The following is a 12,863-nucleotide window of genomic DNA, read 5'->3' on the forward strand; positions in this document are numbered from 1 at the left end:
AGGAGGCTTACATGTTTAATGCATTTATTTCTTACTCCCATTCCTCAGACGACAAGTTTGCACCAGCACTTCAAGATGCATTGCATAAATTTGCAAAGCCTTGGTACAAAAAGCGTAACCTTGAAATTTTTAGAGATGAATCCAGTCTTTCTGCCTCCCCACATCTTTGGGAAAATATCAAAAAAGCCTTAGACCAATCTGAATACTTTATTCTCTTAGCATCCCCACTATCTGAAAACTCAAAGTGGGTGAATAAAGAGGTCAGTTATTGGATAGAGCATAAAAGTATTGACACTATTTTAATTGCACTTACTGGTGGAGAAATGTTGTGGGACAACCATAAAAATAGTTTTTCAGATCCTGATAATAATTCCCTTCCACCTGTCCTAGATGATAAATTTGAAAATGAGCCCTTTTATATAGATCTACGGCAGTCAAAAACTGAAAAAGACCTTTCTCTGGATAACCCTATTTTTCAAAAAGAAATTTTAAAACTTGCTGCAAAACTTCATGGGAAAGCTCCTAATGACCTTGCAAGTGAAGAGGTAAGTTTGCATAGAAAATGGATTTTGGTTAGAAACAGTTTCTTGAGCTTTCTTGGAATAATACTTATTACAGCAGTCGGACTTGCAATATTTGCAAATGAAAAACGGAAAGAAGCAGAAAAACAAACCGAAATAGCGAAACTAAAAACTCTAGAAGCAGAAAAAGAAAAGAACGAAAAAGAAAAATCGCTCGAAGAACTTAAAGAATTTGTAAGTAAAGGTATCGGAAAGGAATTTGAAGGAGGAATAATATTCAGCGTAGATGCAGAAAGAAAGAATGGATATATCGCAGCAAAGGAAGATTTGGAGGGTGAATTTGATTGGAAAAGTGCAGTTGAAGCATGTGAAAAATATTCTATTACAATTGATGGCAAGACGTATGATGACTGGTTTCTCCCTTCAAAAGAAATTTTAGAAGAGCTCTACACAAAAAAAGAAGAGGTCGGTAACTTTCATGAATCTTCAGACTGGTCAGATGAGTTTTATTGGAGCTCTACGCTGGAAAAAGGATATGAGGGGAATGCATGGGTTACTTATTTAGCAATGACTAAAATAAGAACAAGTACATATGGAATCAATTATCGTAGAGGCTTTGTTCGCCCCGTTCGGAAATTCTCCTCAACTAATTAAAATATGGTTCTGATAATATGTTTTAGAATTTAGAAATTGAGACTTTAATACAGAGGACTCCTACTTCTAAAATCCAGTCGTATTCTCTATTTTATCCAAAATTTCAACTCCTTCACTAGTTTATTTGGATAGATTTTTTTTTGGAATAGTCTTCGTTTTAGTATAATCATAAAGTTCATGCAACCCAGCTACTTATGCAGCTAGAGAATCAAGCAAACACAGAAAACTTGAAACAATAAATAGAACAGCGGAATTAGAACTTGCTTCTATTAATCCATTTATTGAAATTTTAGCTGAGGATAAAAAGCAGATTATTAAAGAAAAACTTGTCGATAAATATTTTGGAAACAACCATATAAACAACGGTACTGATTGTAAGGAAGAAGAAGTTTCTATTGTTGGATTTGAAAAAATTCTTAGGGCTATTTTGCCGCTATTAAAAAAGTAATGCCCCCTCTGGGTGTAGTCAGATCGTTTTCTAAGCGTAGTTTGCCTGCCCTACTCCCGACAATTGTCGTGGACTGGCCCAATGCTAAAACAATTCACTGAATTGTTTTTTAACGCCTTGTCCTGCTTTAATATCCTTACCATCCCGTACAGCTGTCGGGATGCAATTGGTTTATCAGAGCTAACTACCAATAGTCTACATCAATCAAACCTTTCATTCCTGAGTACCTGCCCGCCGTGGCGGGATTCCTAGCATTGGAATATAGAAAGTCTTCCGGCTTTTCTATAATTCCAGACCTAACAGGAGCTCATCTACAAAGGCCTTCAGGATACTTTCTTTAACATTTAAGGCGCATCAGGTGTTTGGTCTGTGGTTTAGTTCTTCAGCCAACACATAAACCGTTTTACTCAAGCAAAAAAGCAACCCATGACAAGTAGATTAGATTTAAGACCAATTATTAAAACAAAAGAGTTCGAGAAAAGCACAGATGAAGAAAAATTTCAGACTATCACCCTGCGCCCTATTCTAAAACTTCAAAATGACCTTTTTCTTGGGCTTTTCAAAAATCACATTACTGAATCTAAGGTCATGTATTATTCTTTATCACCTGAAAACAAGGTTCTCTTTATAGAAAACAGTTTACAGAAAAACATCGTGTTAAAGAACAAATTGATCGGAGTTACCCTTGGCATGCTCACTATTGAAGAATTAGCCGTCTACAGCGCAGATACCAACCTGTACAATAAAAGAATCATGAGCCTTTTAATAGAGCGAATCAGAAGCCAAATCAGCCTACTCGTCTGAGTGTAGTCATATAGTTCGTCTAAGGGTTTGCTCCCCGTCTGGGTGTAGTCAGATCGGTCTTGGGACTGGGTGTAGTTTGTAACTACACCCAAATATCCCTACCATCCCGTACAGCTGTCGGGATGCCATTGGTTTAACAGAGCCAATCACAAATAATTAACCCCCATTTGGGTGTAGTCAGATCGCCAATTAAGTTTTTTGCCCTACTCCCAACAATTGTCGTGTACAGGCTCAAGGAAAAAAATATCACTGGATTGTTTTCGGCTTGTCCTGAATTAATATTGTTAAGGATTTGTAATTCCAACTACCCCTCAAGAAATCCTGATCGTATGCTTAAAAGGCGTGAAACCCGTCAGGTAAACCGTAGGCGCAGACATCCGAGGCAAGCCTCCACGTAGTTGGACACCTTTGTGTTCTGCCAGTCCTGGGCCGAAGGTCAGCGTGTCGCCTTTTTGCGTATAAGTTCCTACTTCGTCTGTGTTAAGGAGATAGGAGTCATTTTCAGCATTTAAAATCACCACATTTTTGAATTCCCCTCCTTCTCGGAAAATAAGTTCTATCGAAACCGGAACGTTATCGGTACCCACGATTTCGATGTCACATTCTACTCCGTCGTTGTTTTCCCGAATTCGAGCTGTCGAGGTGAGGTACTGTATTTCACTTTGTTCTCGATTACTTTGGGGCATTTTTTCCCAATCGCCACCAGGGTCGATGGAGTCTTTGGGGTAGGGTTGATAATAGGATCCAGCAAGTTTCTGTTCCATGACATAATCCTTGCCTTCTTGCCGGATCTCGCCACCTTGAAATTGTCCTTTTCCAAAAAAGGAAGCTGAAAAGCGAATACCCTGCAACACAGCATTACCGGAATGAAAAGTCAGGAAAGTTGGATTTTGGGAAATAACAGTGGCATCCCAATTACCCCTCCGGATGCGAACCAGACCCGAGTACGGAAATGCTTTGGCGTAGCTCGTCGGCAAAGAATTGGGCTTGGGTAATTCCCGCCATAGGGATATATCTTCCAGAAAATAAGATAATTGGGAGACGGATTTCTCTAGTACTGTAGCCTCGATTTCTTTGCAGATTGCCGAAAAAATGCCATTCTGATCCTTTAAGGCCATAAAACGGTAGGGATAGTAATAGCCCTCCATCGTACCTACGGCGGCCTTATCCTGTCGGCCCGAAGCATCAGTGGCTATCTCCCCGTTGGGATGGATATAGTAGGTAGTCATCATCAGATTTCTACGCACAAACTCGTACAGTTCCGGCTTTTTTGCGCCCTTGGCGATGGTAATAAGTACTCGATCAGTAAGGGGCGAATAGATGAGGGTACTTTTCTCGTTGTACTGCCCGTCGGGATCCATGTCGATATGCTCGCCCAGCCATTCCTCGATGCGAGCTACGTAGCGCGGATTGGGCCACACCTCATTCAGCTTAGTCAATGCACCCGATACCACCCAGCGGTGATTGGGCGTATGAATACCCCCAACGATCAGGCATTCACCAGCCCTTTGCAAAAAGGTTTTTAGGAGTTCCAACTGAGTGGCGTATCTACTGTCGTCTTCCCTCAAGACAATGTTGTACACTGGGACCAGCCATTTGACTATAAATCCCGTGTCGGGCGTAGAGTGAAAATTGGTAGAAAGTAGGTCGATGGTACCATCGGAATGCTGAATTTTGAGAAGATAGTTTATTGCCTCTTCAAGTTCTTTGGCTACGGTTTCGGAGCGATAGTATCTGCTCTCAGAACTCGCTAGAGCGCAGCCCGCCGTTCGGATATATGCTACCGTAGAATGCGCATTGGGGATTTCCGCGCCGTCTAGGAAGCCTCCGTAAGCCGAACTTTTACTATCAGAAACACGGTATCCGCGTTGCCGATCAAGCTGATTATCATTGGCTTTGATTAATCTTTGCAGCCAGTCAGGCTTGGTTTCATTTTTTGTACGGGAGCGAAAAACCATCGAAGTTAACATCGGAGCGGCACAAAAAGCTACCGAACCATATTGGACAAACTCTCTTCGTTTCATAGATCGTAAAGCAAAAATGGTTTTGGGCTATTTCTTACCTAAACTTATGGATTAAAACGCCGGATATCAAAAGTCAAGATTGGTCTTTTTTCCACTGATTGAGTGTATTCAGATCATTCGTCTAAGCGTAGTTTGCCTGCCTTTTCCCTTTATCCAAAGCATCAAGCATATTGCCTGTCATAAGAAAATTGGAACTCAGAAAAATCTGAATGAAATTATTGCTTGATTTCCAGCCTTCAATAAGAAGGTCCTTTTTTACAAGTACTTCGGAATTTTGGGGTATAGGATTTCTACTTTATTTTTTCTCGATTTTGACAGGATTCTTGAAAATAACTTTGATGCTTTCCAAAGCTTCCAAATAAGATTGAACCAGAGAAAGTGGAACTGGACCAAATTCTGCTGAAAGAATGTTTCGGATGTCTGAGATGCTGTTTTTACCATTGACCAGATTCAAAGTTTCATAGGTGTATTCACTGCCAGTTCCCCGGATTCCTTTGTAAGTAAATAATTGAGGCCTTGGTTTTTCCTTGCCAAAATTATCCGTAAAATAATCGTATCCAAAGGCAAACATTCCACCCTTGATTTCTGGATTTCGATAATAAATCAAACTAGCGTTTGGTTCTGTAGTTTCAACTGGAGTGCCTGCTCCAACTACTCCTTTTAGCTGTTCTAAATAGCTTCGATAATCTTCCATCTGGCTTTCACTCAAAGAAACATAAGGTTCTAGGGATTGAAAAGCCTCCATTTCCTGTAGCCAGAAATAATATTTAACATTTTCCGCCTCTTCCACTGGAAGAGCATCTGCAAACTGCAACATCTGATAGGACCTGCTTAAGACCTGTTTCTTCATTAAGGAAGTAAGGAATTCGAGGTTTTCCGAACCGAAATCTGCCAAATAAACACCTGAAACCGCACCGATAAAACTTGATCTTTTTAATACTGTAGGGTCAATAAAAGCAGGGAGATCATAATTGGTGTGAATGTATCTGTCAGGATATTGATGCAAGTAAATGGAAGGAATCCGATAGGTGCCCTCTGTGAAAACTTCAAAATCGCTTCCCATATGGAAGTTCCCCAAAATGGCATGAAAGGGCTCTTTTCCACCTTCTTGGGAAACCATAGGATAATTGACAGCATCTCCACTGGTATAAGCAATACTGCTTTGGTTTAAAAACTCTCCAAATGCTTCTCCGATATCGTTGATGAAACTCGGCAAACTTTTAGGCCCTCTTGAAATCTGATAGATTCCTTTTGTTTCCAGTCCACCGCCAACCATATCCATGTGGATATTGAATTTTGTCTTTGCTGCAAGTTCAGGCTTGAAGCCTAATAGGGAATTGGTGCCTTCGATTTCTGGAGACCATAAAAAGCGAAGAGTACGTTTTGGACGCTCCAGCTTTCCTTCATCGATTAATTTTTTGATCGTTCGGGCAACTTCCAAGATAGCCACACAACCACTCGCATTGTCATTCGCACCTGGCCTCGGGTGATCTAAATGGCAGGTATATAGGATTTCTTCTCCCGAGAGACTAGGATCACTTCCTTCGATCACAGCTGTGAGTAACTGCCAATCTGTGGCCTCGGTATCTGCAATTACTTTTGCGTAAAGCTGAATCTTTTCTCCGGCTGCGAGTCTTTTTTGGAATGCTCGCGCTTGTTTCAGCGATACCATAAATCCAAAGGAATTGGTGTTATCGAAATATTCAAAATGCCCCCAGCGGATTAAATTTTCATTCTCTCCATGCCAAGCTGAAGGTTGATTTTGGGCATAACTGATTACTCCTGCTGCTCCGTATTTTTCTATAGCTAATGGAGCAACAGCCCCTGGTTGGGAGGAGGTAAGGACTAATTTGCCTTTTACATCTTTGTATTGATAAACAGATTCCGAAGTTCCAGCTCCAATATCCACTAATTCTGTCGATACTTCACCGCTTTTACTATCCTGTGCGAGAACCATTGGGATGGACTCCCAATCAGCTATTTTTTCATGATTAACCCACTGTCCGTTTTCGGGTTTTTGCTCCCATAACTCTGCAAATGACGCATTCCAGGCAGGCCTTGATTTTTCTGTCCCATACATCAATTGTCCATTAGCAGGGATTTTGATGATTTCGATCCCTTCTAGATTATACTCAGATAGTTTGGATAAAATAAAAGCAATCGCTTTGTTATAGTCATCCGAGCCTCTCATTCGATGCAATCTGCTGATGTATTCCAGGTTTCGTTTGGCAGATTCGCCAGATAATTCCTGATCTAGTAGAGCGACAAGTTTTTCCTGACCAAGAGGAACATGCTGTGAATAGGAAGTCGTTGTAGAAATGAAAAAGAAGACAATAGAATAACGCAAAATGTTTTTCATAAAAAAGGAATTAAGGTCTGCGATTCAAATTGTTTGGCAAATTGAACCTGATGAAGATACAGTAAAAATCTATTAATTGTCCGAGATACTTTCCTTGGAATGAAGATACCCACCTAGGTTTTGTCAGATCATTTTTGCCCCCTCTGGGTGTAGTCAGATATTTCTTGCCACAGGGGGTATTAATGTTCTGGTTTTCCTTCAATTTCAGCCCGAAATGAGAAGCCCTAAACTCATCCGTTCTAAAAAAGCAAACGATTCCGTAGTCTTGGTAAACCTCAGGACCTCTCTTTGCTTTGCATTTGTTAAATTGGCTCATTATAACTCCTAAAATAACACTATGAAATTATCCTTATTAACTCTTTTGTTTGCAATCTCCCTGATGGTTTGCAATGCGCAGGAAAACAGACCAGGACCACAGCTTCCTCCGGAAACTGGTGAAACATTTAAAGTAGGAATTGCGGGCTTTACCTTCGTGAGATTTGACCTCGATAAGACACTGGAAACATTGAAAGCATTGGATGTACATTACCTATGCATCAAAGATTTTCATTTGCCGATGACTAGCACTGATGCTGAAATTGCAGCTTTTCATGAAAAACTAAAAGCCCACGACGTCACAGGATATGCCGTCGGTCCTATCTATATGAAATCAGAAGAGCAAATAGATAAGGCATTTGAGTATGCAAAACGAGTTGGGGTAAAGCTGATCGTGGGCGTTCCCAATGTGGAATTGCTTCCCTATGTAGACAAAAAAGTGAAGGAGTATGATTTTAAATTTGCCATTCATTTGCACGGACCAGATATCAATATTTATCAGGATGCCGATGATGTTTGGAACCATACCAAAGATCTCGATCCGAGAATTGGAATGTGCCTGGACATTGGACATGACACGCGCAACGGGAAAGACCCTGTAGCGGATATGGAAAAATATCACACCCGCGTGTTTGACATGCACATTAAGGACGTGACAGGACCGTCAAAACAGGGTTATTCGCTCGAAGTTGGCCGTGGCATCATTGACTTCCCGGCAATGGTCAAAATGATCAGAAAAGTAGGCTACACCGGAGTATGTAGTCTGGAACATGAGCGGAATATGGATAATCCATTTATGGGGATTGCCGAATCCCTAGGATATTTTCGGGGCGTTATTGAAACGACCAAAGAATAGATTTCGAACTAATCTTACATCTACAAAGGCTGAATTCTAAAGAGTTCAGCCTTTTTAATTAATGATTTCAATCACCATCTGGACTTGGTCAGATCACCGTTAGATTCCTTTCCTTTGACGAGTGGCTATTCATATTGGTTTATTGGTTAAATTTCCCGAAGTCAACATCAAAAATATTTAAACAAGGAGATGCTTTATGAACCGAAAAACTTTCATTAAAAGTTTACTTTTCTTGGGGACATTCCCCTCTTTGCTGAGAGCAAAAAACACTCCTTTGAAGAGCTCATCAAGTATCAGGCTTTTGAGGCATGCTACACTGATTTTGGAGATGAATGGAAAAAAATTACTGATAGACCCCATGCTTTCAGAAAAGGATGCCATGGATCCAATCAGGAATTGTGGGAATGACATTAGAATTCCTATGGTCGAGTTGCCTATTCCAAGATCAGAGATAAACACCATGATTTCTGAAATGGATGCGATCGTTATCACCCACTTACATCGAGACCATTGGGACGCCCCTGCAAAAAATTTAATCCCTAATAACAAACTTATTTTTTGTTCCCCTAACGATGAAGAAAACTTAAGAAATCAAGGCTTCGAAAATGTCCAAAACATTGAGAATAATTTCAGCTGGCAAGGAATAGAAATTCATAGGACTAGTGGACAACATGGTACAGGTGATATTGGCAAAAGTATGGGCCCCGTTTCAGGATTTGTATTCAAGCACCAAAAAGATTCCATCTATTTAGCAGGAGATACCGTTTGGTGTGAGGAGGTGGAAAATACACTTACGAATCATCGTCCGAAAGTCACAATTCTAAATGCAGGAGGAGCAAAGTTCTTAACTGGTGATCCCATTACTATGACTTCCAGTGACATTGTAAAAGTTCATGAAAAACTTCCAGACACAAAGATCATCGCAGTTCACATGGACACCATTAACCATTGTTTTGTAACGCGGGAAATCCTATTTGAAGAATTGAAAGCCAAAGATTTAGACAACAAAATAAGTATCCCAAAAGACGGCGAATCAATAGAAGTTTAACATGTAAGTAGTCCTTGATTTTTAATGATTCAATTCTAGTTCAAGGTTTTCTTACCAAAACCCATACTGGTTTAATAACTATCAGTAATTGTCCTAAACAAAACCTAGCGAATTAATTGCACGATTTGATTTAGACTAAAATTCAATGCTATTTCCCCTTTGAATGGCTTATAAAAAATATCTTTAGAATAGAGTTTTGAGTAACTTAGTATACTTCTGAATATTTGGAAAATGACCAATCGATACCTGGAATTTTTTGGATTATTAAAGACAAATTGTCTTGTTCTATTTCTTTTGATTTCAACATTTTCATTTGCTCAAGGAAATGTTACTGTTTATGAAGGATTGCCCAGCGATTCAGAAAAACTGGAATTAATTCTCCCAAAAATTTACTGGTTTTCCAAATCAAAAATCACAGTCGGAAATTTTGGTGAAGCCACAATAAAAGAAGGCATAAGCTCAACAGAAACAACCAGAAAGAAGGGTGTTTCCTATTCTGAAACAAAACAAAAAATCTCAATTATTTTAAAGGGTTCCGATAATAAATCCTGCTATCTAGAGGCAAGAACAGTTCAAAAAGATGAATTTGTAATAAAATCAGATCCCATTTTCAATAGAATCTTGGATTTAGGGATTGAATCAGAAGAGATCCTTAGAATGGATATTTTTCCAAAAACATATCTGGGTAAAATCTCAACTGACACCAATGACCCAAAGCCTTGGGATTTTATTTTAACAACTGTCGAACAAGATTTTATTTCAAATTTAGAAGTAGGTATACTTACAACTGGTGATCGCACCATCTATGTAATTCAAACAACATTAGATCCTTTAAGAAAAATTAATGAAAATAGTGAAGGTCTTACTAATACTCTTTTTTACGAATTTATAGAAAATGGTATTTCTTTAGGTGCTGTCACCTATGACTCAGAAAATGCAATTTGGTTGAAACCTGGCCTAGACAAAACCACTAAATTAATCTTATGCACAGCCATGCTTTCAATTGCATATTAATTTCAATTGAAAACTTCTTCTAAGCGTAGTTTACATCCTTTACAGGCCGGCTCAAGGCTAAAACAATTCTCTTGATTGCTTTTTACCCCCTTGCCCTACTTTAATATGTTAATCAATTTGTAATTGGTTGTTAATAAAAAGAGAATTTCTTTCTTTTTCGAATTAGGATATGATTAGATAAACTTATCTCCACGGATAAGGCTTTTTATAAAATAAGCCCTGTATTGGGTATTGCCTTGGAATAAAATAGTTGAGCACTCTTTAAGATAGAAAAGTATAGTTACTCCCGTCAGTTGTCGCAGACTACACCTAGTACGAAAACAATTTAGAATGCTTATCAAAAGCGACTTTAATGAAATTAAACCGATTTTAATTTTCAGCAATCCATCATTCTATTTTTTTCATACGAAAGGAATACTTTCAATACAAATGTTTTTCGGTGTATTAAAAATTAAACCAAATTATATATTATTATTTTGTATATATCAAAATAAATTCGATAGATTAGTCTGGATAAACGAATCTCAGCGATGCAAACTCTCCAGGCAAAAAACACCTATCCCCTTACCGCTCTGTTTATAATCATTATCATCATTGGGGTGCAATGGGGCTTTTATGAGTCTTATACCAGCGAGTTTCCTAATTTCGAAAACTCCACTAACGTCATACATATTCACGGCGCCCTATTAATGGCCTGGTTGGGGTTATTGGTAGTACAACCTATGCTGATTTACTTCAAAAAGGTAAAACTGCATCGAAGCTTAGGCAAAGTCTCCTACCTATTAGGACCTTTGATTATCATCTCGATGTTCTTGGTAGGAAAAGGTTCCTACTGGCGCGGCGTGGATGTTTTTCCTGAAACTGAAAACTTAGGTTTTATGGCACTTGATATTCGTGGACTATTCACGTTCGCCATTTTCTGGGCTTTGGCAATGGGTTACCGTAAAACTCCATCTGCCCATATGCGCTATATGATCGCTACCGGTATTTTGGCTATAGGGCCAGGTGTAGGCCGTGGACTAATGTCAAGTTTTGATTTTTCCCCTTTTGCTGCTTTGACTATTACTGATGCACTCGATCTGGTAATTGTAGGTGTTTTGCTGGGTGTTGACTTGGCCAAGAAAAATAACTACAAACCTTATCTCGTGGTATTCTTGCTTTTACTGCTGGGTTCTGTGCTTTGGCAAATCAAAGACAGTAACTTCTGGCAAAACTTTGCAACTACCTACGTAGAACTCTTTTATTAACCCTGTCTGGTTGATGGACGTTACTGTATCTAAGCATAGTTTGTCCCGACAATTGTCGCAGACTACGCTTTACAGTCCTTCCCATCCCATACAGCTTTTGGGATGCAATTGGTTTAACCATGCAATTTTCCAATAATCACGCTCAATCCCCCCCTTTAATCCCGAATACCTGCCTGCCGTGGCTGGATTCCTAGTGTTTGGAATAAGGTAATCTTCTTGCTTTTCAACATTGCTAGATCATTTAGGATTTTGGTAAATGTACCCCTATTCATACCCCCTCCCCCCGGTCTATATACCCCCCATGGGGTGTAAAAAGAATCTCGCGAGATTCTTTTAGGTTCAAGCGAGAACCTTTTTGAATCTCCGGAGGTCCTTTTAATATCAAACGAGACTCTTTGAGTATCTCGCGAGGGCCTTTTTGGTTCAAAAGAGATTCTTTTCGTATTTCTCGACATTCTTTTTGAGTGTCGTTTGATTCTTTTTGGGTCTCACGAGATAGGATTTGAATCTCAGAAGGATCTATTAGGGTCTAAGGAGAATCTTTTTATATCTCCATTAAACCTAGAATTGGAGGTATTAAACGAGGCGCTAATGCTACCTAATCCATAATCATTTTAACAATTTCTGCGGCTGTTGAGCTTTCAAAAACTGTAAACTGATTAGGAGAACTTGATAAAATTGGGCATTTGGGATCATTCAAACCCTGAATGAATGGAAAATTCTATCAATTCTACCAAAAAGGACAAGTATATTAGGGAACAAAGTTCCGACAAACTAATTGTAAATCAGCCAGATATTTACCCATGATCAATTTTTTCAGAAAAATTCGTCAACATATGTTGGCTGAAAACAAGTTCACAAAATATCTACTCTATGCATTTGGGGAAATTATCCTGGTGGTGATTGGTATTTTAATTGCATTATCCATCAATAATTGGAATGAGGAGCGAAAAAACACACTGGAAGAAATCGCCATTCTTGAAAGTCTGGATAAAAATTTAATTCTGGCTAAAAAACAATCCGAAGCCTTAGTTTCTGCTGAAAGTGATTCAAAGAGCGTTCTGTTAGTGGTTTTAGGGCTGGATTCTATCCATTCAAATCTGGATAATCTTACGATTACAGATGAGATTTTCAAAGATGCCTTTTGGAATTTAGAAAATGACATTCCAGTCATCAATACCTATACCGACCTAAAAAACACCAATAAACTGGGACTTATCAAGAATCAAAAGATCAAAGAAAAATTCACCAGCTTGGAAGTAAATTTAAATGAACTGAGAGGTATGCTGGAAGACCGATTAAATGTGCAACAGATTCGTATAGATGATATTGCTGAAAATGAGATCAATTTTATTCCTCTTATCAAATCAGCCATTCCTTCAATCAATATTACAAATGAAACCCAAAATGATTACAAGGAAATCCTCTCCGATCAGCGCATCAGAAACCTTTTAGGCATTAAATTGAATATGACTCAAGATGTATTGGACTACCGAGTGAATTTAGACAAAGATATCAGTGAGTTGACGATGCTGATTGAATTAGAGTTACAAGAAATCAACGAGTGAAGCAC

General features: G+C 39.0%; 9 protein-coding genes. 7 read left to right on the forward strand and 2 right to left on the reverse strand.

Features of this window, described 5'->3' with window-relative positions; translation table 11 throughout:
• Positions 1–11 precede the first annotated feature (11 nt).
• Both JYB62_RS18615 and JYB62_RS18620 read left to right on the forward strand, forming a co-directional pair.
• Positions 12–1,175, forward strand: coding sequence for a TIR domain-containing protein (locus JYB62_RS18615; RefSeq protein WP_205646914.1), 1,164 nt, complete (start codon positions 12–14; stop codon positions 1,173–1,175).
• An 874-nt stretch (positions 1,176–2,049) separates the two neighbouring features.
• A complete protein-coding gene (locus JYB62_RS18620) occupies positions 2,050–2,427 on the forward strand; it encodes a glyoxalase (protein ID WP_205646915.1) in 378 nt (125 codons plus the stop codon).
• 311 nt (positions 2,428–2,738) lie between these two features.
• On the opposite strand, the gene JYB62_RS18625 is transcribed toward JYB62_RS18620, so the two are convergent.
• Both JYB62_RS18625 and JYB62_RS18630 read right to left on the reverse strand, forming a co-directional pair.
• On the reverse strand, positions 2,739–4,451 hold the full coding sequence (locus tag JYB62_RS18625; RefSeq protein ID WP_205646916.1) for a hypothetical protein: 1,713 nt from the start codon (positions 4,449–4,451) through the stop codon (positions 2,739–2,741).
• 295 nt (positions 4,452–4,746) lie between these two features.
• Entirely contained in the window at positions 4,747–6,810 is a 2,064-nt protein-coding gene (locus JYB62_RS18630; protein ID WP_205646917.1) for a M28 family peptidase, read from the reverse strand.
• A gap of 337 nt (positions 6,811–7,147) precedes the next feature.
• Between JYB62_RS18630 and JYB62_RS18635 the strand changes: the two genes are divergently transcribed.
• The 5 genes from JYB62_RS18635 to JYB62_RS18655 all read left to right on the forward strand — a co-directional run bounded on the left by JYB62_RS18635 (position 7,148) and on the right by JYB62_RS18655 (position 12,858).
• Complete coding sequence (locus tag JYB62_RS18635) at positions 7,148–7,981, forward strand: sugar phosphate isomerase/epimerase family protein (RefSeq protein WP_205646918.1); 834 nt, start codon at positions 7,148–7,150, stop codon at positions 7,979–7,981.
• A gap of 196 nt (positions 7,982–8,177) precedes the next feature.
• Positions 8,178–9,029, forward strand: a complete 852-nt coding sequence (locus JYB62_RS18640; protein ID WP_205646919.1) for an MBL fold metallo-hydrolase — start codon at positions 8,178–8,180, stop codon at positions 9,027–9,029.
• A gap of 294 nt (positions 9,030–9,323) precedes the next feature.
• On the forward strand, positions 9,324–10,043 hold the full coding sequence (locus JYB62_RS18645; RefSeq protein WP_205646920.1) for a hypothetical protein: 720 nt from the start codon (positions 9,324–9,326) through the stop codon (positions 10,041–10,043).
• Positions 10,044–10,573: 530 nt separating this feature from the next.
• Positions 10,574–11,290, forward strand: a complete 717-nt coding sequence (locus tag JYB62_RS18650; RefSeq protein WP_205646921.1) for a hypothetical protein — start codon at positions 10,574–10,576, stop codon at positions 11,288–11,290.
• Positions 11,291–12,093: 803 nt separating this feature from the next.
• Entirely contained in the window at positions 12,094–12,858 is a 765-nt protein-coding gene (locus JYB62_RS18655; RefSeq protein WP_205646922.1) for a DUF6090 family protein, read from the forward strand.
• Positions 12,859–12,863: the final 5 nt, after the last annotated feature.

Source organism: Algoriphagus lutimaris, from assembly GCF_017051705.1.
GTDB lineage: Bacteria > Bacteroidota > Bacteroidia > Cytophagales > Cyclobacteriaceae > Algoriphagus > Algoriphagus lutimaris.